The organism is Nocardia abscessus NBRC 100374 (assembly GCF_000308455.1).
GTDB classification, from domain to species: Bacteria; Actinomycetota; Actinomycetes; order Mycobacteriales; family Mycobacteriaceae; genus Nocardia; species Nocardia abscessus.
Window position 1 is genome coordinate 38,514 of record NZ_BAFP01000271.1, and the last position, 24,961, is coordinate 63,474.

Annotated in this window: 22 protein-coding genes and 1 pseudogene; 8 read left to right on the forward strand and 15 right to left on the reverse strand. The window is 67.4% G+C overall.

Features of this window, described 5'->3' with window-relative positions; translation table 11 throughout:
* The first annotated feature begins 189 nt into the window (after nt 1-189).
* Nucleotides 190-678 carry a hypothetical protein gene (locus ON19_RS35300; protein WP_043703103.1) on the forward strand — a complete coding sequence of 163 codons (489 nt, stop codon included), beginning with the start codon at nt 190-192 and terminating at the stop codon, nt 676-678.
* A gap of 273 nt (nt 679-951) precedes the next feature.
* Here ON19_RS35300 and ON19_RS35305 read toward each other — a convergent pair whose 3' ends face one another.
* On the reverse strand, nt 952-1,584 hold the full coding sequence (locus ON19_RS35305; protein WP_043703105.1) for a TetR/AcrR family transcriptional regulator: 633 nt from the start codon (nt 1,582-1,584) through the stop codon (nt 952-954).
* A 75-nt stretch (nt 1,585-1,659) separates the two neighbouring features.
* Between ON19_RS35305 and ON19_RS35310 the strand changes: the two genes are divergently transcribed.
* Nucleotides 1,660-2,547, forward strand: coding sequence for an alpha/beta hydrolase (locus ON19_RS35310; RefSeq protein WP_043703108.1), 888 nt, complete (start codon nt 1,660-1,662; stop codon nt 2,545-2,547).
* A 250-nt stretch (nt 2,548-2,797) separates the two neighbouring features.
* Here the strand turns inward: ON19_RS35310 and ON19_RS35315 are convergent, their stop codons facing one another.
* The 5 genes from ON19_RS35315 to ON19_RS35335 form a co-directional block, all read right to left on the reverse strand.
* Complete coding sequence (locus ON19_RS35315; protein WP_218006533.1) at nt 2,798-3,859, reverse strand: hypothetical protein; 1,062 nt, start codon at nt 3,857-3,859, stop codon at nt 2,798-2,800.
* A 35-nt stretch (nt 3,860-3,894) separates the two neighbouring features.
* Complete coding sequence (locus ON19_RS35320; protein WP_043703110.1) at nt 3,895-4,854, reverse strand: RNA polymerase sigma-70 factor; 960 nt, start codon at nt 4,852-4,854, stop codon at nt 3,895-3,897.
* Between the two features lie 128 nt (nt 4,855-4,982).
* Nucleotides 4,983-6,173, reverse strand: a complete 1,191-nt coding sequence (locus ON19_RS35325; protein WP_043703113.1) for an NAD(P)/FAD-dependent oxidoreductase — start codon at nt 6,171-6,173, stop codon at nt 4,983-4,985.
* 286 nt (nt 6,174-6,459) lie between these two features.
* Entirely contained in the window at nt 6,460-8,007 is a 1,548-nt protein-coding gene (locus ON19_RS35330) for a carboxylesterase/lipase family protein (protein ID WP_051169636.1), read from the reverse strand.
* Nucleotides 8,008-8,140: 133 nt separating this feature from the next.
* Complete coding sequence (locus ON19_RS35335; RefSeq protein WP_051169637.1) at nt 8,141-10,948, reverse strand: aminotransferase class I/II-fold pyridoxal phosphate-dependent enzyme; 2,808 nt, start codon at nt 10,946-10,948, stop codon at nt 8,141-8,143.
* A 227-nt stretch (nt 10,949-11,175) separates the two neighbouring features.
* Here ON19_RS35335 and ON19_RS35340 point away from each other — a divergent pair, with 227 nt between their 5' ends.
* Nucleotides 11,176-11,739 (forward strand): TetR/AcrR family transcriptional regulator, encoded by a 564-nt coding sequence (locus ON19_RS35340; RefSeq protein WP_043703118.1) that lies wholly within the window; start codon nt 11,176-11,178, stop codon nt 11,737-11,739.
* A gap of 175 nt (nt 11,740-11,914) precedes the next feature.
* Entirely contained in the window at nt 11,915-12,412 is a 498-nt protein-coding gene (locus ON19_RS35345; protein WP_174377764.1) for a hypothetical protein, read from the forward strand.
* On the opposite strand, the gene ON19_RS35350 is transcribed toward ON19_RS35345, so the two are convergent.
* The 3 genes from ON19_RS35350 to ON19_RS35360 all read right to left on the reverse strand — a co-directional run bounded on the left by ON19_RS35350 (nt 12,316) and on the right by ON19_RS35360 (nt 15,942).
* Complete coding sequence (locus tag ON19_RS35350; protein ID WP_043703123.1) at nt 12,316-13,347, reverse strand: DUF2293 domain-containing protein; 1,032 nt, start codon at nt 13,345-13,347, stop codon at nt 12,316-12,318. The genes ON19_RS35345 and ON19_RS35350 overlap by 97 nt on opposite strands.
* Before the next feature lie 178 nt (nt 13,348-13,525).
* Nucleotides 13,526-13,855 carry a DUF6545 domain-containing protein gene (locus ON19_RS35355; RefSeq protein WP_043703125.1) on the reverse strand — a complete coding sequence of 110 codons (330 nt, stop codon included), beginning with the start codon at nt 13,853-13,855 and terminating at the stop codon, nt 13,526-13,528.
* Between the two features lie 284 nt (nt 13,856-14,139).
* On the reverse strand, nt 14,140-15,942 hold the full coding sequence (locus ON19_RS35360) for a serine/threonine-protein kinase PknD (RefSeq protein WP_043703128.1): 1,803 nt from the start codon (nt 15,940-15,942) through the stop codon (nt 14,140-14,142).
* 280 nt (nt 15,943-16,222) lie between these two features.
* On the opposite strand from ON19_RS35360, the gene ON19_RS35365 reads away from it, so the two are divergent.
* Nucleotides 16,223-16,480, forward strand: a complete 258-nt coding sequence (locus tag ON19_RS35365) for a hypothetical protein (protein WP_043703130.1) — start codon at nt 16,223-16,225, stop codon at nt 16,478-16,480.
* Nucleotides 16,481-16,651: 171 nt separating this feature from the next.
* On the opposite strand, the gene ON19_RS35370 is transcribed toward ON19_RS35365, so the two are convergent.
* Nucleotides 16,652-18,073, reverse strand: a complete 1,422-nt coding sequence (locus ON19_RS35370) for a DEAD/DEAH box helicase (protein WP_043703132.1) — start codon at nt 18,071-18,073, stop codon at nt 16,652-16,654.
* 294 nt (nt 18,074-18,367) lie between these two features.
* Nucleotides 18,368-18,700 carry a hypothetical protein gene (locus ON19_RS35375; protein WP_043703134.1) on the reverse strand — a complete coding sequence of 111 codons (333 nt, stop codon included), beginning with the start codon at nt 18,698-18,700 and terminating at the stop codon, nt 18,368-18,370.
* Between the two features lie 103 nt (nt 18,701-18,803).
* Between ON19_RS35375 and ON19_RS44285 the strand changes: the two are divergent.
* Nucleotides 18,804-19,072: pseudogene (locus ON19_RS44285) on the forward strand (flavoprotein); the annotation flags it as partial.
* A 45-nt stretch (nt 19,073-19,117) separates the two neighbouring features.
* Here the strand turns inward: ON19_RS44285 and ON19_RS35385 are convergent.
* Entirely contained in the window at nt 19,118-20,197 is a 1,080-nt protein-coding gene (locus tag ON19_RS35385) for an NADP-dependent oxidoreductase (RefSeq protein WP_063709535.1), read from the reverse strand.
* Between the two features lie 309 nt (nt 20,198-20,506).
* Here ON19_RS35385 and ON19_RS35390 point away from each other — a divergent pair, with 309 nt between their 5' ends.
* Nucleotides 20,507-20,899 carry a DoxX family protein gene (locus tag ON19_RS35390; RefSeq protein WP_043703141.1) on the forward strand — a complete coding sequence of 131 codons (393 nt, stop codon included), beginning with the start codon at nt 20,507-20,509 and terminating at the stop codon, nt 20,897-20,899.
* A gap of 204 nt (nt 20,900-21,103) precedes the next feature.
* On the opposite strand, the gene ON19_RS39515 is transcribed toward ON19_RS35390, so the two are convergent.
* The 3 genes from ON19_RS39515 to ON19_RS35405 all read right to left on the reverse strand — a co-directional run bounded on the left by ON19_RS39515 (nt 21,104) and on the right by ON19_RS35405 (nt 24,172).
* A complete protein-coding gene (locus tag ON19_RS39515) occupies nt 21,104-22,198 on the reverse strand; it encodes a CE1 family esterase (protein WP_157230016.1) in 1,095 nt (364 codons plus the stop codon).
* Between the two features lie 56 nt (nt 22,199-22,254).
* Nucleotides 22,255-22,857 (reverse strand): TetR/AcrR family transcriptional regulator, encoded by a 603-nt coding sequence (locus ON19_RS35400; protein WP_306307078.1) that lies wholly within the window; start codon nt 22,855-22,857, stop codon nt 22,255-22,257.
* A 433-nt stretch (nt 22,858-23,290) separates the two neighbouring features.
* Entirely contained in the window at nt 23,291-24,172 is an 882-nt protein-coding gene (locus ON19_RS35405; protein ID WP_043703146.1) for an alpha/beta fold hydrolase, read from the reverse strand.
* Nucleotides 24,173-24,299: 127 nt separating this feature from the next.
* Here ON19_RS35405 and ON19_RS35410 point away from each other — a divergent pair, with 127 nt between their 5' ends.
* The gene (locus ON19_RS35410) at nt 24,300-24,938 is read left to right on the forward strand and encodes a TetR/AcrR family transcriptional regulator (protein WP_051169640.1); all 639 of its coding nucleotides are present in this window, start codon (nt 24,300-24,302) and stop codon (nt 24,936-24,938) included.
* The last annotated feature ends 23 nt before the right edge of the window (nt 24,939-24,961 follow it).

The window sequence follows — 24,961 nt, forward strand, 5'->3', positions numbered from 1 at the left end:
CCTTCCTTCCGCAGGGGCGACTGCAACGACGATAGCGGCCGACGCCGCACACCTACTCGCACCGGACTCCGCAGGGCTGGTGGGAGAACTGGATGGGGTCGGGGAGGCCGACTGCTCAATCCGCTGGTCATGGGCCAACTTCGAGCGAACCGTCGTCTGTGTCGGTGCGGGGAATTAGAGTTATCGGCTATGGGAGGTAGGCATCGGAAAGACCGGGTATGGAGCGGCATCGACTCCGCCGCAGTCGCCGGTGTCACGGCTGCGGCACACGGCGATCCGGAAAGCCCGATCGCGCGTGGTGGATTCGCTGCCCGTGCGCTGGCTGCGCAGCCGGAGGTTCCCGGGTGGATCGTGTGGGTGTACGAGCATGCCGGTGAGCAGTTGGCGCGGCTGGAGTATCAGATTCATTACCCCCTCGACTACGGCGGCCCGGACGGTCGCACGAGCGAGGAGTGGCTGATCACCCAGCGGGCGTATGTGGCGGAGCGCTCCGCGCGCGCGGTCGAGCGCGCCCGCCGCTTCCACGCCGACAGCCCTGGAATCGTCTACGCCCACGGCCCGGCGCTGCCCGATGACGAGGAGTTCTATGACGCCTTGGATTCCGGGCGGGAATGGACCGGGCACTGGTACTCCCGCGACGCGGTCGAAGCGTGGGGACTGGTCGGGGTACCGGCCTGATCAGCTGATCAGGCCCGCCCCGGACTCGCGTTCCCGCACAAGCCCCCTCGGGGGCCCCGGGGGGTGGAGGGCGCCCACCCCCCGGGTGGGTGGGAGTGCCCCCAGGGGGTGGGCACCCCGCACCCACCTCGGACCGTAGCGGCTCGCAGTCCGGCCAGGGCCCGATTCGACTGCGGCGCGACGTCGAATGCGGACGATCGCTACTGTCACCGGCTTCGCTCTGATCAGGTAGCCGATGCCGGCCATGGTCGTCGGCCGGAGTGGTGCCGACGGCTATGCCTCGAGCCCGGCCAGGATGATGCGTAGGCCGGCGCGGAACTCGTGCTCCGGATCGCTCGTGGCAGCCGCTTGCGCGATCTCGATCAGCTTCGGAAACCGGTCGGGCGGCAGGGCGGCGACCCGATCGGTGATCGCCGCGAGGTCCTCGCCGCGCGCTACGGAGAGGGGACCGGCGAGCTCGGCCTGCGCGAAGCCGGTGACGAACCCGGATACCGTGCGGAACGCCACGAGCAATTCGGTCCCGGACCGGTCCGCACGGGCGAGTGCCCGCAAGAGCGCTTCGGCTGGAGCGAGTGTTGCCAGGTCCACGCTGCGCCTGGTGAGAATCAGGGGAATGGCATGCGGGTGAGCGCGCACGGCGCGCCACATTCCTTCCGCGACCGCGATCACCTCATCGGTCCAGTGGCCGGAAGGTTCGGCGGGCCAGTGCGCTTGCGCCATCACGGCCTCGGTGACGAGTTGCTCGAGTCCGTCGCGTCCATCGACGTAGTTGTAGATCGTCATCGGGCCGGTATCGATAGCCGCCGCCAGGCTGCGCATGGTCAACCCCGTGAGCCCTTGCTGGTCGACCAGGGCCAGGGCGGCGGCCTGAAGTTGTTCGCGCGTGAACTTCCTGGGGGCGGGCATGCTCCTCCTTGATTAAGTACACAGTACGTGTTTAGCTGTTGTCGTTCACGTACAACGTACCTAAATGAGGCTGTCATGACGATCCGCACTACCTTTCCCTCCGGCCGCGACGAGTGCGCGGCATGGTTGACCCTGCCGTCCGGGCCGGGACCGCATCCGGTCGTCGTCCTGGTGCACGGCGGCGGCGCAACGCACGAGATGATGCTCGGTCAGTATGAGAAGTGGTTCTCCGCCGCGGGCTTGGCCGTGGTGGCCTTCGACTTCCGCCATCTCGGCGAATGGGGCGGCGAGCCACGGCAGTTGGTCAGCCCGCGCCGATATGCCGCCGATATCGACTCGGCGCTGCGATTCGTCCGCTCTCGCGCCGATCTCGATTGCAGCCGGGTGGCGCTGTGGGGGACGTCGTTCGGCGCGAGCCATGTCCTCGCGGCAGCCGCACGGCATCCCGAACTCACCGCCGCTGTAGTGCAGTGCCCGGTCTTCAGTGGGCGCGGCATCGTCGCGCGAGCCGGAGTGCGGCATCTGGCCCGGTTCACCGTGCCGATCGTCTCCGATCTGCTACGTGCCGCCCTGCGCTTGCCGCGGCGCTATGTACCGCTCGTCGGCAAGCCGGGCGAACTGGCTTTCGTCAACCAGCCCGGAGCCCTGGAAGGCTGGCAGTCGGTCACTCCTCCCGGCTATCGCTTCGACAACCGGATAACGGCCGGCTCCGGGCTGGGCATACTGTTCTACAACGCAGCGGCTCGCGCCTCCCGCGTGCGATGCCCATTGCTGATCTGCGCATGCGACCGCGAGAACCTCATCGATCCCGCGATCTCGGCGAAGGTCGCCGGCAACGTGACCCGGGCCGTCGTCGAGCACTACGACGCAGACCATTTCACGGTCTACCACCCGCCGGTTGTCGAGCGCGTCGTGGCCGATCAAATCGAGTTCCTCACCACACATCTCGCCCCGAAAGCGTAAAGACGACAGCACGGAGCCGGTCCACGACGTCCTCGAAAGTGCGGCTGCGACAGATGCCGACTTCCTGGGCGGGCCCACCGCCGACCGGAAGAAGCGGTTCGCGGCCTGGACCGACATTCCGGCCGGATCGCCGCAAGGACGCAGCGCCTGGGAGTCCGGCATGGCGACCGCATCGCCGTCATCGGGCCGAATACACCCGACTGGCTTACCGTTCGGCCCGCCCAGGCCGGGGTGGCCCCCGGCCAGATGACTACGTCAGCTTCTGCGGGGCGCGGAGGTCGTACCGGTCGGCGATGTGGGTGTCCTCGGAAGTTCCGCGGCGACGGTGGTGGCTCGTCGCGCGCAGGCCGCCTATCAGGCATAGTGCGAACCCGAGCCCGAGCCAGGTCACCAGGACGGTGACGGGGTGGGTGGCGCCGTGGCCGTCGAAGAAGGCGGTGGAGCGCAGCAATTGGCCGCCTGCTCCGGGGGGCAGTAGTCGGCCGAGCGTGCCCGACCGGCCGGGCAGCATCTCGGGTGCGGTCGCCGTGCCCGAGAGGGGGTTGCCGATGAGCATCATGAGCACGGCGCCGATCCCGATTCCGGCGTATCCGAGCAGAGATTCCAGCCCGAGCACGGTCAGCGATGTGGCCGCGAGGGTCAGGGCGACGGCGGCGGCGTTGGCTGGGTAGGACCCGCTCAGTGAGCCGAGCCAGAATTGCAGGATCGCTGCCGCTGTCAGGCCGCCGATGGCTGCGAAGGTGAGCGCCCCGGTGACCCGGCGGGCGGCGCCGCGGACAAGCCTGGTCAGCAGCACTGCGGCCAGCAGACCGCCCATAACCAGGGGCAGGGCGCCTGCGGCCAGGCCGGCGCCGCGCGGGTCGTCGGCGGGCAGGGCGGCGATGTCGCGGACAGCGACCGGTGTGCCGGAGCTGCCTGCCTGCCCGAGAGCTGCCGCCATGGTCTGCAGGGACTGCGCGACCGCCGAACTGGCGGCGGAGGCGACGATGACCTGAGGGGTGCCGGAGCTGAGGTCGATTGCTCCGTACACCTGTCGGTCACCGATGAGTTGTTCAGCGGCGGCGGTGTCGGCGACCTCGGTGATCTCGAAGCCGCCCGGTAAACGTTGATCGAGGGCGGTGCGTACCTGTGCGACTGCCGTGGCGGGCCCGGCGACGGCGATCGGCACATCGTGCACCGACGACCGTACCGATGGCCAGGCGAAGGCGACGAGCAGCACGCTGATGATCGCGGTGAGCAGGGTGACTGTTGCGGCCACCGTCGGCCATCGGGACGGCAGCGGGTCGGTGGCGAGCGGCGCCCGCATGGTCATGTCTGCTCCTCGGGTAGGTGGGACGTGGCCGGTGTTCATCGCAGGGTGAGCGGGGTTTCGGTTTCGATGTGGGTCAACTTCTGCGGGTTGCGGACGAAGTAGAGGCCGGTGATGTGGGTTTCCTCGACGCGCATCGCGATGACGCCGTCGAGTTCGCCGTCCACGTACAGAGCCAGTGCGGGGGTGCCGTTGGCCGTGGTCGCCTCGACGGTGAGCGCGACGTCTCTCTTGGTGAGGCCGCCGACGATGAATCGAGCCACCTTCCCGGCGCCGATGATCGGACGTGGTGTGGCCTGCTTGATGCCACCGCCGTCGCTGATCGCCACGACGTCGGGGGCGAGTACGGCGAGCAGGCCCGGTAGGTCCCGGGTCTCGAGGGCACGCCGGAACGCCTCGGCAGCCGCTTCGGCCTGGCGCGCGGTGACCGTGCGGCGCGGTCGGCGGGCTTCGACGTGGCGGCGGGCGCGGTGGGCGATCTGGTGCACGGCGGCGGGGGTCTTGTCGATCGCGGCCGCGATCTCGTCGTAGCCCATCCCGAATGCTTCACGCAGTACGAACACTGCCCGTTCGGTCGGGGTCAGTGTCTCGAGGACGAGCATCAGCGCCATCGACACGCTGTCGGCGAGTTCGACGTCGGCGGCCACGTCCGGAGTGGTCAGCAATGGCTCCGGGAGCCAGGAGCCCACGTATGCCTCCCTGCGGCGTTTCATAGACCGCAGCCGGTTGAGCGCCTGGCGGGCGGTGATCCGAACCAGGTAGGAGCGGGGGTCGTCGACGTGCGCTGCGTCGACTCCGACCCAGCGCAACCAGGTCTCCTGCATGACGTCTTCGGCGTCGGCGGCCGATCCGAGCATCTCGTAGGCGACGGTGAACAGCAGATTGCGGTGGGTGAGAAACGTTTCCGTCGCTTCGGCTGTGACGTGGTCGCCGCTGTCGCGGCCCGCTGGTGTGTCGGCGGGCCGCCGACGCCCACCGCGTCCACTTGTCGTGTCCATGGGGTCCTTTCCCGTCGGGCATTGTCAGGTCGGGCGCCGGCCGGCTGTCGATGCACGGGTGCGGCAGCGTCCGAATTCAGGCGCTGCCCACCCGCACAGGCGAAATCACCGGCCGACGAGGCGGTGTCCTACGCGACCGGTGCCGCCACGTCCCCGCGCTGGGCCTGCAGCAGGGCGGGCCTGTGCTTGCCGTCCTTGGGCCAGGAGTGCGAGCCGGGTTTGCGCGCTTCGGTCACCAGGTGTTCGACGCTGGCGGCGCAGGAAAGTTCCTTGAGCTTCTTGCCCACCAGCCCGCTGAAGTAGAGCCGCATCGCGGTGTCGTCCTTGTGGGCGAGCTGGAAGATCCCGGTGCGGCGGCCGAAGCTGATGCACATGGCGGGAAAAGACAGGTCGATCGGCGCCGGCTGGACGCCCGCGATCCGGCTCAGCACGGTGTCGGCGGCATGGGCGCCCAAACAACCCGCGGCGTAAGCGCTCATCCGGAACGGCAGGTCGGATGGTGCCGACGAGTCGCCCGCCGCGACTATGCGCTCGTCGTCGAGGCTGGTCAGTGTTTCGTCGGTGAGCAGACGTCCGGCGGCGTCGGTGCGTAATCCGCTGCGAGCGGCCAGATCCGGCACACCGAAGCCCGCGGTCCAGATGGTGACCTGACTGGCCACCGCGCGGCCGTCAGCGAGTTCCACGGCCTCCCGTGTCACCGCCGTGACCGACGTGTCGGGACCTTCGAGGACGCTGACACCCAGCTCGGCGAGGTACTTGAGGGCGGTGCGTCGAGCCCGGTGGTGCAGGTACGGACCGAGGACTCCTCCGCAGACCAGGGTGACGGTGCGACCCTGCTCCGCCAGCTCGGCGGCGGTCTCGATGCCGGTCGGGCCGCCGCCGACGACCGTCACCGCGGCCGTCATCGGGGTGTCGTAGAGCACCGACCGCAATTGCTGCGCCGCCTCCAAGGTCGCGATCGGGTAGGCGAACTCGGCCGCGCCCGGCACGCGCGGGCCTGCGCTGCCGCTGCCCACCGCGTAGATCAGGAAGTCGTAGCCGATACTGCCGCCCTCGGCCAGCGTCACACTGCGCCCGGCTGCGTCGATCCGCGTTGCGCTGTCGACGACCAGCCGGACGCCCTCGGCCAAGACTTCGCTGTAGTCGACGACCGCATCATGGGTCCCGCCCACCAGTTGATGCAGCCGCAGCCGCGGGACGAAGGCCGCGCGCGGATTGATCACGGTCACCGTCACGTCCTCGCGCTGCGTCGAACGATTCGCCGCCATCACTCCGGCGTATCCGCCGCCGATCACGACCACGTCGGTGTTCTTCCTCATGATGTCTCCTTCGCTCCGAGGGGCTCGAGCACAAGACACCGCGAGAACGAATATCCTGACATACTGTGAGGCAGATCACTCCAAAGGTGTCAACACTTCGGCGGAATGGTTCGGCCGATGGATTCAGCAGCGTTTCAGCTGACCCAGCGGTCGTAGTTCCGTCGGAGGGAGCCGGGGGAATAGTGGCGGAGGGTTCTGGTCGAAGTGATCGCGAGCACGGTCTCGGCGAGGTCGATGAGCGAGTCGCTTTCCTGCCAGATCCGCTCCGAGGGGTCAGTGCCAAGACTCAGTGGGCATGAGGTAGGTCCAGGATGCCGAATCGGTGTGCGGCCCAGATGCGGCGGGAGCGTTCTTCGGGGTAGGGCTGGGTGGTCGGCTCTGCGCTGTAGACGCGGGTGGTTCGCGTGTGTGGATCGTACGGTGCCCAGCCGGGTTTGCCGGTGGACGCGAAGCTCACCCAGTCGGTGCGCATGCGGTGGGCAACGTGGCTGATTTCGTTCGCGGCGTTCGGGTGGGCGGACCGGTGGCCGCGTACCTCGTCGGGGCTGAGAGTGCCGAATATGAGCAGGAAGTCGAGGCAGTGCGAGGCGCCTTGTTCCCGATTGAAGCTCCAACAGAGTTCGTAGAGCCAGATGGGTCCGCCGCCGGTGTGCGCGGCGTCGGCGAGGTGCAGGCTGGGCATCCGGAACAGCCAGTCGGTGTTGACGAGGTCGTACAGCTGCCCAGGGGTGGCGGCAGGGTAGGCGGTGCCGTAGTCGCTGTCGGTGTCCGTGGTGGGTGTGAGGTGGGTGAATGCTGCGGACATTCGCGCATCGGTGGGCGCACCTCCGGGCCGCGAGGTGTACAGCCGGTATTCGTCGCGGGTGTGCCCGACGAGCAGGTCGATGTCACGCGCGGCGCCATGCGCGAGTGCGCGCCATGGTGCGTCCGGGAGCAGGTCGCCGTCGACGATGGGTGAGAACGGTGTGGGAGTGAGCGCCATGGGGCCCCAGGATTCGACGTATTCCGGCATCTGCTGGATCACGGAGTCCGTCGCGTCGGTCAGTGCGCGTGGTGGGAGACCGGCCAGCTCGCCGATCGTGGCACGCACGCCGAGTTGCGCGGCGATGGTCGCGGAGATCGTGGCGGCGAGCCGTTCGGAGAAGTAGGTGCCGGGCATGCTCTGACTGATCGCGCGGCGAAACAGTCCGGCTGCCATCGGCATGACCAGCAGGGCGGCAATGCACGCTCCGCCGGCGGACTGACCGAAGACGGTGACGTTGTCCGGATCGCCGCCGAACGCGGCGATGTTGTCCTGGACCCATCGCAGCGCGGCGATCTGGTCGAGAATGCCGCGGTTGTCCGGGGCTCCGGTGATGTGGGCGAAGCCTTCCATGCCGACGCGATAGTTCATGCTGACCATCACCACGCCGGACCGGGCGAGGGTCGCGCCGTCGCAGTGCGGGCTGGCGGAGTTGTTCTCCAGGTAGGTGCCTCCCTGGATCCACACCATCACCGGCAGTGCCGCCGCGCCGAGGTCGGGTGACCAGACGTTGAGAGTCGAACAGTCGTCGGAACCGTCATCGGTGCTGCCGGACGCCGCCGACATCACCGAACCGGTATGGCGGGCCTGAGGAACCGGTGGACCGAACTCCAGTGCGTCGCGGACACCATCCCACCGCCGGACCGGGACGGGAGCTCCGAACCGATGTGCGCCGAACGGTGGCTCTGCATAGGGGATACCTCGAAAGACCGCGACATCGCCCTCCCACCTGCCACGCACCGCGCCCGCAACCGTACCGATCTCAGGTCCGTCTTTTGACGAAACATTCTGACGCTCAGTTGAATTCGGCATCGGTACATAGTCGCCATCAATCTGAGAACTCGCCACCGATTTGCCCCGGGTCAGGACACGTCCGCTACGGCCTGAGCAACGCACCGGTCACGAGGTCGTCACTTTCGCATTCGTGGAGTGTGGGTGTCGTTGGTCAGCGTGGAAGTTTCCGGTTGACCAGTTGTTCCGCCTGTCGACGATGTTCCGGCGCACCGTCGGACGCCGTGGCACTTGCGTGCCGAGCCGCGGCCAGCCGCGCCAGCGCGGCCTCGGTGAAGACCGACAACCCCAGGTCGGGGTTGTACCCGTGGATTTCCTTGACATCGAGGTCGGCCAGGAAATACAGGATCTCCCTCGAGACCACCTGCCCAGGGACCAGCACCGGGAAGCCGGGTGGGTAGGGGACGACGAAGGTCGCGGACACCAGGACCTTCCCCTTGGCGATCCGTCGCCCGGCCTCGCCGAGCAGAACGTGTTCGCGGTCGGACTCCTCGTACCCGGCGTAGAAGGCCGACCGCATGTCGCCGAACGAGCTGGCGCCGTCGGGACGAAACGCGCTGTCGAACTCGCTGAAGTCGGGCAGCGCAGGCAGATCCTCGGTGATCTCGGCCACCCGGCGCTGTTGCAGGGCGCGATCGGCCTTCCCGGCCGCGCTCCGGTTGCTCTCGAAGTCGGCGGCCACCCGCCGCAGCACGTCGAGCAAGTAGTGCACGCTCGACCAGGTGACGCCGATGGTGAAGATCAACAGCACACTGTTGATCGAGGTCTTGTTGAGCTGGATGCCGAATCGGTCCATCAGGATCTTCTCGCGGAAGTCGTACCCGTTCATGCCGGTCTCGCCGATGAACAGGGTGACCCGTGTCGGGTCGAGCACGAACTGATCGGACCGCCACGCCTCGTTCCACTCTGCCAAGCCACCCTGCCTGACCTGCCGGTACGAGCTGACCGCAGACGGCCGGAACTCCTCGGGTACCAGGTCGTCCTCGTCGAGGATGCGGAACCACTTGCCGATCAGCCGGTCTTTGCGCACGCGGTGACGGAACACCAGCGCCATGTCGTAGACGTTGCGGACCAGCTGGAAGCCCTCGAGGTCGACCTGCCGCCGCGCCAAATCCAACGACGCCAGCAGTTGCTGGTTCGGTGAGGTCGAGGTGTGGGTCAAGAACGCCTCGGTGAACGCCTCGCGGACGAGAGCCTTGAAATCCTGGTCGTGGATATGGATCATCGACGCCTGCCGAAGCGCCGACAGCGACTTGTGGGTGGAATGCGTCGCGTACGCGCGTACCCGCGCACGCCCGGGATCGGGAAGCAGCCGGTGGTTGCTCCACTCCGCACGGTCGACCCCCTGTATCGACGCACGCCACCTGCGGTACTCCTCGGCGTACCCGGGGGAGGACAACGCCGATTCGAGTTGCCCGGCGGCAACCATCGCGGTCCGCTGTCGGGCCCACGGCACCGCGGTGGCGAACGCGTACCACGCCTCGTCCCACAAGAAGCAGATGTCCGGCTTGATCGCCAGGACCTCCTCCATTACGCGCCGCGGGTTGTAGACGATGCCGTCGAAAGTGCAATTGGTCAGCAGCAGCATGCGCACTCGGTCCAGTTGGCCGGCCGCCTCGAGGTCCAGCAGCGCCTTCTTGATGGTGTGCAGCGACACGGCTCCGTAGATCGCGTACGGCGCGAGCGGGTAGGCGTCCAGGTACATCGGGTACGCCCCGGCGAGCACCAGGCCGTAGTGGTGCGACTTATGGCAATTGCGGTCGATCAGGACGATGTCGCCCGGCCGGGTCAGGGCCTGCACGACAATCTTGTTCGCGGTGGATGTCCCGTTGGTGACGAAATACGTCTGATCGGCACACCACGTCTCGGCGGCTTTGTCCATCGCCGCCCGGATCGTGCCGTGCGGGTCCAGTAGTGAGTCCAGCCCGCCGGAGGTGGACGACGTTTCGGCCATGAAGATGTTGCGGCCATAGAACTCGCCCATGTCCTGCAGCGACTTGGAGTTGAAGATGCTGGCGCCACGCGCGACGGGAAGGGCGTGGAACTGGCCGACCGGCGCGGCCGCATAGGCACGCAGGGCGTCGAAAAACGGTGTGGCGAAACGGCTCCGGACCCCGGCGAGCACCGTGCTGTACAGGTCGGTGACGTCGTTGAGCCGATAGAACGTGCGATCGTAGACGTTCGGCTCGTCCTCGCTCTCCGCGGCGATCGACTCGTCGGTGAGCAGATACAGGTCGATATGTGGCCGCAGCTCCCTGATCCACTCGCCACATTCGATCCAGTCGTGGGTGCGCTCGCTCGCGGCCACGTCCTCGTTGGCGCCGAGCAGCGTGGTCATCAACGGCACCCGGTCGCGGGAACGAAGCGGCAGGTCATGCCGGATGATCGCCGCTTGAATCTCGCCGTTCAACGCGACGGCGGTGATGGCGTCCTCGATGCTCGAAACGACGAGCAATTCGAACTGCACATCGTCCGACGGGTCGCGAAGCGCACGCAGGCTCTCCGCCAGGCCCTCGGGAGCCTCGGGCGGGGAATCGTCGCCGAGCAGAACGGTGTAGAACTTCTGCTGTTTGGCCCGTGCCACGAGCTCCTGATCGGCCAACGGCGCGTACATGTCGAACACAGCCGCGCGGTCGCCGTACTCGGAGAGCAGGCGCACGGCCAGCGACACTTCCTCGGTGAGTCGCACCGTCGCGAGATCGGCGAGATATCCGCGAAACGCCGCCAGTCTCGCCGCGCCCGGGTACAGCCAGTACCGCTCGAAGGCGGCGAGACGATCGAGGAGGCGCCGCACCCGGGCGACTTCGTGGGTGGTGTCCAGCCCGGCACGGTTGACATCGGCGAGCCGACGGCACACGTCGTCGAGCAGATTCCACGTGTCGATTCGCGAGTACGACGGGTTCGCTACCGCCGCCAGCGCGGAAACGCTGAGCCCCCTCGGGCGCTCGCCGTCCCGGTGCATGTCGTCCGTTTCGCCCTCCGATCAGTGGGCGAAGCGATCCGTCGAATCCGACAAGATCACTCCGGAACATTCATCCCTGCAAATATTGTGCCCCGTCGTCGACCAAATTCCTAGCTAACATCCAGCGACCTGGAGTGGCGCAAGACCGACGCGCCCATGGGGCGGAAGTTCGCCCGCACGCGTGGCGTGGACTGCCGGTGCGTACCAATGGTGTGTACCATAGGTACATGCCGCTTCCTCGCTTTCATCGCCTCCCGCCGGAACGACAACGCGCCATCATCGACGCCGCGAAGACCGAGTTCGCGCATCACGGACCGGAAGGGGCGTCGTACAACACGATCATCGCCAACGCCGGCATCTCGAAAAGCTCGGCCTACCAGTATTTCGACGGGAAAGAAGACATACTCGCGCTGGTGCTGTCGGATGTCTCCGACCGGCTGCGAGAACAGTTGGGGGAGTGGGTAGCTGCCGGCACTTCCGACGCGTTCTGGACGCGTCTGCGCGAGGGCTCGGCCGCGCTGGTCCGTTTCCTCCGGGACAACCCACTGGACCTCGCGCTGGCCGACGCCGCAATCGCCCGTATGCCCGCCGGGCACGAGCAGTCGTGGCTCGGCGCCGTGATCGCCAACGGCATCGAACTCGGCATCGTCCGCACGGACGTGGACAGCGGGCTGCTGACCGCGGCGTCCGCGGCCGTTCTGCGCGCCGGTGACCACTGGGCGCTGACCAGCGGCGGCGACCCTGATCAGATATTCGGTCTTCTGGCCGGATTGTGGGCGCCTCGTGCGTAGGGATCTCCAAGCGGATTGGGCGATCCCGGCAACACGACCGGGATGGGCGGGGCGCCTGGAGCGGTTCATGGGACCCGGGAAGACCCGAGCCGAATCGGCCGTCGAATACATCGGCGGTGCCGTGTGTGTGATTCTGCTCGTAACATACTGCTGGACAAGGGCTTCCGATCGCAGCGTGGTGGAGGTCGGGGCGCTCGCCGTCATTGCGTGCGACTTGGTCGGCGGCGTGCTCACCAACGCGACGAACTCGGCGAAACGCTGGTACCACCGCACCGGCTCCTCGCGGGGCCGTTTGGCATTCGTCGCGGTTCACACCGTGCACCTCGCGGTGGTGGGATTTCTACTCCTCGGCGATCCGGCCTGGTTCGTGGCCAATACGCTGCTACTGCTCGGGTCCGCGTTGCTGATCGAATCCGTGCAGGCCGCCTTGCGCCGCCCGGTCGCCATGGCGGCCTACATGACCGTGTTCCTGATCAACCTGATCGCGTTCCCGGTACCGGCGCTGCTGGCCTGGTTCGTCCCGCTGTTCTATCTCAAATTGCTGATCTGCCATTTGATCCCGGAGGTCCCCACGCGTCACCCTCGCCAGATTTCGAGGACGCGGTCGACGGTGGGACGGATCCGGGCCCTGGCCTCCGGGCGGGGGATACCGCTCATGAGGAGTTCGTCGTAGTCGGTGTCGCGGTGGCGGATGGAGGCGATGACGGCGAGGGTGAGCGCTTCGGAGGAGAGAAGCTTGGCTGCCGCGGTGCGGCCTACGCGGCCGCTGCCGCGCGCGGCGGCGTGTTCGGCGATCTCGGTGGCCCGGTCGCCGGGGCAGCCGGGGAACAGTCGCCGGATCTCGTCGGACATGCGGGCGCAGTATTCGACGTCCTGGGCGGCGCGGCGGACGCGGTCGCGTTCGCGGCGGCGGGCGCGGGCATCGTCGTCGGCCAGGCATTGCTGTTCGGCGCGGGCGAGGGCGCCCTCCTCGACGAGGATGCCCAGCCGTTCGTAGCGTTTGCGCCGCCGGTTGAAGCGGACCACGACGGCAGCGAGGGTGCTCTCCTTCTTGGCGCGGCGGCTCAGCGCCGCGTTCCCGGCGGGCAGGAACTCCAGATGGTCGAGGTCCGAACAGGTCAGGCACAGCGCCCCGGCCGCGGAGGTGATCAAATATGGCCCGGTTTCGGCGCATTCGGCGCACGTCCATGGCTCCACGGCCTCGACTACCGTCAGATCCGGGACCTGGTTCTGGCGTTGGACGACCTGTTCGCGCCGCGCCGGGCTGAGCTCCGCCGAGAGCCAGTGCACGCGGAAAGCCTCGTCTTCGCCGTCGTCGACGAACCGCAGCGGCTCGCGATCACGTCCGCTCGACAGATACGCCGCGGTGCTCGCGGTGAGCCCGTGCTCGCGGGCCCACTCGCCCAGCAGCTCCGCCGCCTCCCGCATTCGTCGCCCGTCCACTGCCGTGACCCGCTCCAACGACGGCACCTGCCCGTGGCGCCAGCGATCGACTTGACGGGATCGCACCCACCCCAGAACACCGAATACATCGACCGCCGACACATATTTGCGTTGGGCCAGCGTTGCTTGCGCAGCCTCGACCACGCGCCGCCGCAGCTTGGACACGGGTTCGAACCCTAGCGCACGCCGCGGGCGGACTGGGCGATCGCCCGGACCGGCAGCGGGACCCGAAGCACCTGGGCAAGCTCGGGTTCCGAGCGTTATAGTCGGCCCAATCGTGGGCGCGGCGCGGGAGGGGAACCCTGGTGGACGTTGTCGACGGCAGTCGCACCTGAACGCGACGCTACGGCGACTTTGTCAGGCCGCGAACCTGTGGCCATGCCTCGGCAAGTGCGAGTAACCGGCGCAGCTCCGCGTTGAGGTCCCGCGCCCCCGGTTGGACTTGGTGCCGGGGCGTGAACCGGCTCGCGCTCGGGGGGTGCCCGGCAGCTTTGGTCGCAATGGCCTCGGCGATGCGGCGGGCAGAGATATGCGGGTCGCCGCCGGTGGCGGCCAGATCGTCGGGGCTTTCGCTGTAGCGCTTGAGATGCAGCAGGCTGTCGCGAATCTCGACCGTCATGCGGTGCAGACGGACGGCCGGGTCGATTCGGCCGTTGCGGTCGCGCTGCCTCATCTTGATTCGCTCGCTATTCGAGCCGGCTCTTGCGCTGGTAGTACCCGCTCCGAGCAAAGGCGGGGAATCGATCCCGACATGCGGCTCGGGTTCTGGAGACCGCGACGGTGAGTGGAGATTGCCCGAAAGTGCAGTCGGGGCGCGCACTGCAGTCATGATCGTCCGTTGGGCCGCGCCGGCGGTCCGGCCCGGGGAGCGAGTGCGGTCAGGCGATCCCGCCCCGCCCTCGTACTTGCGCCGCCCGCCCGGCTATTGGACGGGTCACCGGTACACGGAACGGTGGTTCAGCCGACCGGGAGTTTCACCACCGGATTGGGGCCGAGGTCGGTGACGTATACGTTGTCCGCCGTGTCGACCGCCACACCTTGGGGATCTTTGAGTCCGGTGAACGGCAGCGTGGTAGGCGTCGACGCGCCCGCCGCCAACCTCACTACCCCTTCGTTACCCCAGTCGACCACGTACACGTCTCCCGCCGTATCGACCGCCACACCCTGGGGATCTTGGAGCCCCGTGAACGGCAACGTGGTGGATTCCGCGGCGCCCGGCGCCAACCGCAACACCCGCTCGGTACCCAATTCGGTGACGTATACGTTGCCCGCCGTGTCGACCGCCAACCCCTGGGGATCTCGGAGCTCCGTGAACGGCAGCGTCGTCGGCGTCGACGCCCCCACCGCCAACCTCACCACTCGACTATTACCCCGGTCGGCGACGTATACATCTCCTGCGCTGTCGACCGCCACACCCTGGGGACTCTTCAGGCCGGTGAACGGCAGCATGGTCGGCGTCGACGCGCCCGCCGCCAATTTCATCACCCGATTGTTACTCGTGTCCGCGACGTACACGTTGCCCGCGTTGTCGACCGCCACATCTTGGGGATTCTTCAGGCCGGTGAACGGCAGCGCGGTCGGCGCCGACGCGCCCGCCGCCAATTTCACCACCCGATCGTTACCCATGTCGGTGACGTACACGCTGCCCGCCGTGTCGACCGACACGCCGGTGGGCAGGCTGACGCCGGTGAACGGCAGCGCAGTCTGTGACGAGTAGTCCGGGGCGATAGGTGTGGGCGAGTTGTCACCGCCGCCTGATTCCAGTCGGACACCGACGACGACAGCTACGGCGGCCACCACCGCAACCGTGGCCGCGGCGGCGAGCAGCATGGCGGTCTTGCGCGACAACTCGATTCGCCGCCCACGGTGCGCAGCCATCCCCCCGGTAGTGCTGACCGCGGAATCGTCCACCGCGGCGCAGGCCGCCGCGGCCAGCTCGCGCACGGTCTGGTAACGATCGTCGGGGTCTTTGGCCATTCCCTTGGCGATAACCGCATCGAACGCAGGCGGTACACCGGGTTCAGCGGTGCTTGGACGCGGCGGCGGCGTGTGCAGGTGATGGGCGATCACACCCTGCATCCCCAATGCGCTCGCAAACGGCGGCCGGCCGGTCAGGCACTCATACAGCACGCACGTCAACGCGTACACGTCTACGCGGGCATCGGCCTTGACCTCCGCGCTGATCTCCTCGGGCGCCATGTAGGCGACGGTGCCGATGGTCTCGCCGATCGTGGTCAGCGTGCGCTCGTCGGTGGCGTGGACGATCCCGAAGTCGATCAGGGAGGCGAACTCGTCGGCCCCGAGCAGGATGTTGGAGGGTTTGACATCGCGGTGGACCAGCCCGGCGTCGTGGGCGGCCTGCAACGCGCCGGCCACTTGCGTGATGATCGACACTGCCCGCCGCGGCGGCAAGGCCCCTTCTCGCGCGATCACCGTGCGCAGGTCGGTGCCCTCGATCAAGCGCATATTCAGATAGAGCCGACCGTCGATGTCGCCGAAGTCGTGGATGGGGATCACATGCGGATCGGTCAACTGTGCCACCGCGCGGCACTCCCGGCGGAAGCGCTCGCGCAGCTGCTCGTCATCGGCGAAGCGCTCGGGCAACACCTTGAGCGCCACCACCCGGTTGGTCAGCGAATCATGCGCCCGCCACACCTGGCCCATGCCGCCCTGACCCAGCAACGACAAAAGCCGATAGCGTCCGAACACCTCCGCTGGCCCTCGAGTGGCGTCCCCGTCACCCAGTACCGTGTCATTCATTGTGCCGTCCCATGACCACCCGACTGGCAAACGGTGTACTTGATTGCATTCCGACCCCCGCCCGAGCGGGTGGCCTCACACTGGTTGATTCAGCCAGGCCAGACAGCCGAGAGTCGGCGCTATGGTCGGCGGGCGAATCTCCCAGCCATGCTCGCATCGGCGAGTACGCGGCCGGGCACTACCCGTCACCGGTGCGAGCGCGCGGATCGTTCCAGAAATCCGCCAGCAACCTGTCGCGAGTTCAGTGTACCTCCGACCTGACGACCAACTTCGTCAAGCTGTGATCCTCGACCTCGACCGGATCACCTTTCGGGCGCCACTGCCGTCCGGCATTGGGCAACGCCCGAGCTGCTCGGCCGGTTCCCATCCACTACACGACACCGACGGCACACGCCGTCAGTCCTCGCAGTCCTTCGACGACTACGCCGAGGCCCAGTGGTGGGCCGGCCTGATCGACCGTCCCGGGATCGGTGAGGCGTCGAAGGTCGTCGAGACCGAACAGGAAGCCGAGTCCGGCACGGTGCTGCTGGTCGAGTGACCGGCGCGACCCATCGAGCGCGAATGCCTCGCGCCCGATGGGTCGCCCGCCGGTACCGGAGTCATCGGCCACGTTCACCAGCATTCGCTGCCCGGCAGTCCGCCGGCGATGTTCAGCGCGTCGGCGATCTCGGCATGGACTTGTCCTGGGGGAGCGACCGAAAAACGGGCCCTATGCGGCCGTTCCGCGCGCGGAGTGAGCGCGCGGCTTGGCGCGCGACTGCCCTTGCGCCGCATTGCCGTTGCGATGGCCGCTGCCTTGGCGCGATCCTCCACTGCCCCTGCGCGGTCCCCCATTGCTCTGGCGCGGTCCGCCGTTGCCTTGGCGCGGTCCGCCGCTGCTACGGTACGGTCCGCCGCTGCTGCGGCGGTCGTCTTCACGTGCCGCCCGCTCGCTGTAGGAGGGCGCGACGAATGGGGCAATCGTGCCGACGAGCTCGGCCACCACGGGCGAATCGGCGGTGACCCGTTGCGGGGTCACGGTGATCTTGGCCTTGCGCATGAGGTCGGCCAGGTCGCGTCGTTCGCCGGGCAGCACCAGGGTGATCACTTCACCGGAGTTGCCTGCCCGCGCGGTACGGCCCGAACGGTGCAGGTACGCCTTGTGTTCGGCGGGCGGATCAACGTGCACGACCAGCTCGACACCGTCGACGTGCACGCCGCGCGCGGCCACATCGGTCGCCACCAGCACCAGGGCATCACCGGCGGCGAAGACCGCGAGGTTGCGGTCGCGGGCGCCCTGCGAGAGGTTGCCGTGCAGATCGACGGCCGGGATTCCGGCGAGGGTCAGCTGCTTGGCCAGTTTGCGAGCCTGGTGTTTGGTGCGCATGAACAGGATTCGCCGACCCGAGCCCGAGGCGAGCCGGTGTACGACCTCGCGTTTGGCTTCGACGCTCGCGGTTTCGAAAACGTGATGGGTCATGGCGGCGACCGGGGAGTTCGCCTCATCGACGGAATGCAGCTTGGCATCCGGCAGGAAGCGGCTGACCAGCTTGTTGACGCCGTTGTCCAGAGTGGCCGAGAACAGCAGGCGCTGACCGCCGTTCGGGGTGGCCGCGAGAATGCGAGTCACGCCTGGCAGGAACCCGAGGTCGGCCATGTGGTCGGCCTCGTCGATCACGGTGACCTCGACGGCATCCAGGGAGATCAGACGTTGGTTCATCAGATCCTCGAGCCGGCCGGGGCACGCGACGACAATGTCGACGCCGGCGCGCAGCGCCCGGACCTGCCGGTTCTGCGAGACCCCACCGAAAATCGTGGTGACGGTCATGCGATAGGCCGCGGCGAGGGGTTCCAGCGCGGTCGCGATCTGGGTGGCCAATTCCCGAGTCGGCGCCAGCACCAGGCCGGTCGGGCGGCTCGGTGCGCGTCTACCGGCGAGACCGCCGCCGAGACGGTTGACCATCGGAATGGCGAAGGCGAGCGTCTTGCCGCTGCCGGTCCGGCCGCGGCCCAGCACATCGCGTCCGGCCAGCGAATCGGGCAGGGTGTCGGTCTGGATCGGGAAAGGTTCGGTGATCCCGGCGCGAGTCAACGCCTTCACCAGCGGTGCGCTCACGCCGAGCGCGGCAAAAGAGATGTCAGCAGAACTCATATGTGTTGCGGTGCCTTTCGGGCATCAGGTGGTGCCCGGGCCGTCTGCGGACCTTTCCGGGTCCGCGCCGGGGGCACGAAATGGCGAGATTGCCGATGGGCAAAATCGATCGCCGTAATAAGAGCGGATGCGGCAAGCGCTGGTTGCGAAGCGAATGCGATCTACGACGCTTGGCGTGACAGGTCACGCACTCGATCGACAATAGCCTGTGATGGACGGTTCGTGCTCATCGGGTGACATTTGTCGCCTCTGGACACGGCTGGGCCGCCAGGCTCGTGTTCGGCCGCCTTGGTATCAGTGCCCCCGCTGATCAGTGAGAGTCAGGCCTTCCTTGGCCTTGACCCGCCGGTGCTCGAGCAGTATCCACGCGACGCCTGAGCCAACCAGCGCCGCAGCGGCGATGGCACCGACAACGGCCCACCCGGCGAATCCGTAGCCGGCTGCGGTCAGGGTCAACGCCAAAGCGACGATCCCCATCGCGCACAGAACAATTCCGGGGATGTTGTAGCCATCTTCTATCCCCTCACCGGCATGGCTTCTGGTTGTGCGGCCGTCATCCGGAAACTCGCCGCGAGTCCGGCCGCGGCGATGGTGTGCCGGTACCGGGTGCTGGTTCGAGACGGTCATCGGGCTACCTCCACTTCCCCGCGTGTGCGGCAACGGTGCCGACGGGCTACCCGTGATCCGGACCGGTAAACTGCGGGCCCTCGATTCGCTTTCGCGAGCCCAGCCCATGCTGCGCCGCGGGGAGGTCGGGCCCATTTTCGGTGGCGGCGAGGCCGATCAGCTCGCGCCCGCGGCGCGCTCGGGCAGCGCGCCAAACAAGCCGTCGACGCCGGTCTGCTCACCGTGATGCCCGGATTCCGCACCGCCGCAGTCGAGCCCACCGGCAACGGCTGGCACACGCTGGTGTCGGATGCCGGTCGCCGGATCGAGGATGTGGATCGGGTGGTGGAGTTGACCGGGTTCCGCCCGCAGCTGTCGTGGCTGTCGGAAATCCCAGGCTGGCATCCTGATGGGAACTCACACCTGGTGTCGCTCGGGTCAGGGAATCAGGATGACCTTGCCGACTATCTCTCCACCGGCGTCGCGAACGTCGACAGTGTCCGCTTCCGCCCGCAGCTGTGCGGCCACTTCGAAACCCAGCTCTCGGCCCTCGACGCGGGCGGCCAGTTCGGTCACATGGGCGATCCGTTCGGCGGCGCGGGCATGGACAGTGGGCAGTTCGGACAAGGGCAGCCGTTCGGCCACCGCGATCTCCAGATCTCCGGCGTCGACGCGAGCGACCAGCGTGGCGAGCTGAGCGGCGTCGCTGTACGCGAAGGGCCGCACTGCCCGCACCCCGCGCCCGACATCCTGCGGGACGGGAGTGGTCGTGCTGACGTACACCCCACCGTCGGCGACCAGGTTCGCCAACTCCGTGTTCTCCTCCGGGCTGCTGGGCGCCAGGTTCAGCACCACATCGAACCGCTGTCCGGCCACCGCCTGCACGACGGGGGTTTCGGTGTAGTCGATGATCCGCTGCGCGCCGTAGGAGCTAGTGCGGTCACGGCTGCGCGGGCTGGCGGTCGCGGTCACGGTGGCACCGGCCTGCACGGCGAGCTGGACGGCGTACCCACCCACCGCGCTGCCCGCACCATTGATCAAAACACCCTGCCCGGGCTTCAGACCGGCGTGTTCGAACAATGATTGCCAGGCCGTGAGCCCAACCAAAGGCAGGGCCGCGGCGTCCGCGAGTTCGACGCTGCCGGGAGCGGAAGCCAGTATCTCGGCGGGCGCGGCAACGTACTCGGCGGCTGCGCCGGGCGCGGTCACCGGCAAGACCGCGACCACCGCGTCCCCGACGCTCCAGCCGGTCACCCCCTCGCCGACTTCGGTGATCACACCAGCCATGTCGACGTTCGGAATATGCGGGAAGGTCACCGGGACAACGTCTTGTCGAAAACCCGCGCGGAGCCCGGCGTCCGCGTCGTTGTACGAGGTGCCGGCCACCTGCACCACCACCTGACCCGCCTCCGGGACCGGACGGTCCGCCTCCTCGTAGATCAGCACATCACTTCCGCCGTAGGAGTGGTACCGCACTGCCTTCATGGACTCTCCGCTTTCCCTACTTGCTTCGGTCATCGGCTTCTCCTTCGATTCACAGGGTGTCGGCCACCAGACACCGCATGATCGATCGCCGTGACAGGTGTATGAGGCAGATCACTCCACGTGCTCAGCTCGACTTCGCCGCAAGGGGCAGCACCAGCGGTGGCGCACGTCACGCCCGCGTGGTGTCACACGCCCATGGCCGGCGGTGTCTGATGCCCGACCAGTTACACCATCGGGAAGCCGATAGAGATGCCGCGAACGGCATCCGGCACCCCGTCGGCGACGAACGGCCCGGCCGGATCGAGGACGAGCCCGACTCGCCTGCACCTGAAGGAGAAGCCCATGAACCTCGCCCTCTGGATCGTCGCCGGGCTGCTTGCCACCCTCTCCCTGTTCGGCGGCGCCACCAAGGCGTTCATGCCCAAGGACAAACTGGACGAACTGGGCAGAAAGTCAGGTGGGGGATGGACCGAGCACGCCAGCGCCGGATTCGTCAGAACCCTCGGCGGCCTCGAAATCCTGGCCGCGGCCGGTCTGATCCTGCCCGCCGTGCTCGACATCGCACCGGTGATGGTGCCGGTGACCGCCGTGTGCTGGATCCTGCTGATGATCGGCGCGATGATCACCCACGCCCGCTACGGCCAGTACAAATACGTCGCGCTGAACGTCGTCTACCTCGCTGCGGCCGCCTTCGTGGCCTGGGGCCGCTTCGGCCCCGAGTCCTTCACCGGCTGATTCGGGTAAGCCGCCAGCGGGTCGCGCCATGCGGTTCGGCGGTGCCGACGCCGACTGCCGTGCGCGGCGTGATGCTTCTCTGAGCTCCGCAAGTTCGCGCGGGTCCCGTCCGGCACGGAGGCGGGCAGCCTCTCGGGTCGGTAGTCGATGGTCGGTCCGGGCGTGTCTGTTCTACGGTTCGGGGCCGCTTTCCGGCGTGCTGGGTCAGGGTTCGGGGTGTGGGAGTGGGTGTGCGCGGAAGAAGTCCCAGATGATGTGGTTGGCGTTGATGGTGGTGGTGACTGTGCCGGTCAGGGCGACGGGGACGGTTGTGGTGTCGCCGCCCGGCCAGGTGTGGCCGCCGCCGTCGATGGTGTAGAGCTGCACGGTGGCGTCGTCGGCGCAGGGGTAGGTGGTGCGGGTGGTGTCGGTGGTGATCTGTTCGGTGGTCGGGTCGGGCCGGCAGCCGTTGTGGCCGGCCCATGCCGCGGTCTGGGCGGGGATGGATTCGGGTTTGGGGACGTTGTCGGCGTAGGGGGTGAGGTCGCGTTGTCGGCCGAGGGTCCGTGGTGTTCCGTCGGTGGCGGGCAGCAATTCACCGGCCGGGTTGAGGCCGCCGGTGTAGGCCAGGATCGGATCGGCGGTGCCGTGGAAGACGGTGACGGGAATCGGGCGCGAAGGGCTGCACCACGGGAAGTTCTGGATACCGGCGACGGTGGCGATCGCGGCGAAGCGGTCGGCGAGCTGGCAGGCCACGGAGGAGGTGGTGAACGCTCCCATCGACAATCCGGTCATGTAGATGCGGCGCCGGTCGATGCACAGGGTCTGTTCGAGGTGGGTGAGCAGTTCGGAGAGGTAGGTGATGTCGGGGCTGCCCAGCCCGAAGTCCCACCTCGGGACCGCCGCTGAGTACACCTCAGGGGTAATGGTCACAAAGCCGTGCCGGAGACCGTATTCGCCGAGCCCGCTCCACTGGCGTTGCATGAGCGCGGGTTGCAGGTAGCCGTGTATGTCGAATACCACCGGCATCGGCGTGCCCGCGCCGGTGGCGGGGACGTCGCGGATATAGCTGCCGAACCGGCCAGCGGCGCCGAACGATTCGATCGTGGTGCCCGCAGACACCGCGGAGCTACCGCAGCCGGTCGAGGGCGCCGGATCAAGTGCACCGGCCGCGGGTGGGGCGGCGGCCGCCACCGTGTAGGACGACAGTGCGGTGAACAGCGCCGCGGCCACTGCGCCGAGACGTCTTCTGCGCCGGGAGCCGCACTGTCCGGCACCGTTTTGTTGCAGGGCGGTGGGTCGGTCGTGATGGTGGGACATGGAACACCTTCCGGAGCGGGTCCCGTCGTCGACGGCGGGGACATCGAGCGCGCGTGTCATTGCGGGGTCACGGGAGCGTCGGGGTCGCGATAGCCCAGAGCTGCCGCGACGGTGAGGACCTGCTCGGTGACCCGCATAGGGTCGGCGGGGCAGTCGCTGTCGACGAGCCACTGGCTGAACAGCGAGAACATGCCCCCGGTTACGAACGTCACCAGCACATCGGTGCCCATGAGGTCCAACCCCGGCACCAATGGCCGACCCGATTCGTCGCGCCAGCAGCGGACCGCCTCGATGACCGCCTGCTTGATCGAATACGCGCACGATCCCGTCACCAGGCCCCGATAGAAGACCTGGTACCGCGCCAGGTGCTCGGCGCCCAGCAACGTCATCTCCCGGGCCCCGCCACACTGCGCCAACCGGGGGAACAACTCACGCTCGATCAGGTCGATCCCGGCCGCCACGACCACCGCATCCCTGTCGGCGAACTGCAGATACATCGCCTGGCGACTCATATCCGCAGCCTCGGCCAGCACGGTCACCGGCACCGCGGTATCTCCCCGCTCACTCACCAACCGCACCGCGGCAGCGAACAACCGCGCCCGCGAACGCCGCACCCGTCGATCGGAGACCGAAGACACGGGAGAAGAACGACTACGCACGCCGCAAAATGTAGACGACCGGCAATTGTTTGACAACTGTCAATTATCGTCCGAGGTGCAAACCTGCCGGGTTGCCCGCCGGGGCCGGCATCGGTGCGGGTACACGCACCATGACCTCAGCGTATTGGTGGCAACAGGTGTTCCCCGGCTTGCTGGGGCGGGTTCTCGTCACGGCCGAGAACTGATCAAGCCGCCGCGGTTTCAGCCGCCACGGCACACACTCGTAATGACCACTGTGGCGGAAGTCCATCGGGCAGAACCCGGGCAAACCGGATCACATGACGATGGTGGCCTGTCTGCTGAATCGCCTTCCGCCGTAGCCGCATCCACAGCGCCGGCGCCGTCGATAAATTACCTGCCAGGCCCGCGATCAGGTCGCGTCCCCGTCGAGGAAGAATGGGTCAGTTTTCGAGGGTGCGTTGGTCGGGTGTGGTCATGCGCGGATCTGGTCGTGGTTGCCGGCGAAGGCGAGGTAGCGGGGGATGATCTGTTCGGGGTTGGCCCACAGCAGGTCGTGTCCGACTCCGGGGTAGATCTCGACCTCGGCCGACCGGATGTGTTGGCGGGCGCGCTCTCCCGCGTGTTCGACGTCGTTCACCACCGTTTCGGCGCCGAAGACCACGAGAGTCGGGGCGGTGATGAGTGCCAGTTGCTCGTCGGTGAACGGGCGGTCCCATGGCATGCCGGGCCGGAATTCAGTCGTGGCCCGCACCAGGGCGAATTCTTCGTCGTCGAGTTCGAAGCCTGGCATCAGCCAATTGTTGAACTTCCGCATCCGTTCGGGCGTGGGCCGCATCCCGGCCACCAGGAACTTGAACAGCAGGCTCGAGCGCGGTTTGGCGAAGGTCGACGCGCTCGGCTCGAGCATGGTCAGACTTGCCAGTCGATCGCTGCGGTGTACCGCGATGGCACCCGCCAGCCATGCCCCGAGGGAGTTTCCGGCCAGATGGACACGATCGACGCCGAGTCCATCGAGCGTCTCGGCCATCCAGGTCGCGATGTCTTCGGTGTCGCGCACGGGGGCCGTTTGTTTGCAGTGCCCTGCCCAACCGATGACGTCGGGTGTGTAGACGACGCGATCGCGGGACAGCTCTGCGATGAACCGCCACCACACCTGACCGTTTCCCCCGATGCCTGGCAGCAGCACGATCGGCACACCCGCACCGTTTCCTGATCTGCGTACTCGGGTCGTCCCGAACGATGTCTCGACGTCGATCTGACTCGAAGGCACCGGCCATTTCGCGGCGACCGCATCATAGGCGCGCAGGAAGTTCGCTTTCGCTTCCTCGCTGGTGAATCTCCCGATCTTCGGCATTGGACGCCCCTTTCATCCGTTTGATGGTATGAACGTACCATCTTGCTGGTATGACCATACCACTTATGCGGTATGGTCATACCAACTAGTCGAGAAGGCCCGACACTAAGAGGAAGGCGAGGTCCCCTTGCCACGATTGGTCGACCATGAGGTGCGGCGCCGCCAGATAACAGATGCCGTGCGCCGAGTCATCGTCGGCGGCGGCCTGGAAGCGGTGACCTTCCAAACAGTCGCCGCCGAGGCCGGTATCTCGATACGGCTGGTGCAGTACTACTTCGGAACCAAGAACGAGTTCCTGCTGGCGACCCACCGATCGGTCATGCAAGACGCCGGTGCTCGATTCCTCCAACGATGGACCACACTGGGGCCCGACGCCACACCCCGAGAGGCGATCCACGCGGTCCTGACCGAACTGCTGCCCTTGGACGAGCAGCGCCGGGAAGAAGTCATCGTGCTCGGAGTGTTCGCGACCGCGGCGATCGCCGGCCGGGGCATCACCGCCGAAGAAACCTTCGCCGCGCCACAAGCCCTCGCCGCGATAGTCACCGACCAACTCCGGCGTACCCGCCGCTTCGACCGATCAGGCCCGAACGCCCCCGAACGCGACGCCGAACTCATCACCATGACGATCGGCGGACTGTCCCAGGCCATGCTCCAGAACTTCATCACCCCCCAATCCGCGCTCGAACTCATTGACCATCTGCTCGATCGCGTGCTGGGGACGAACACCGCAGACACCGACACATCCCGCTCGGCATCGAACTGAGCGCCACCAGAGAGCAGTCCGAT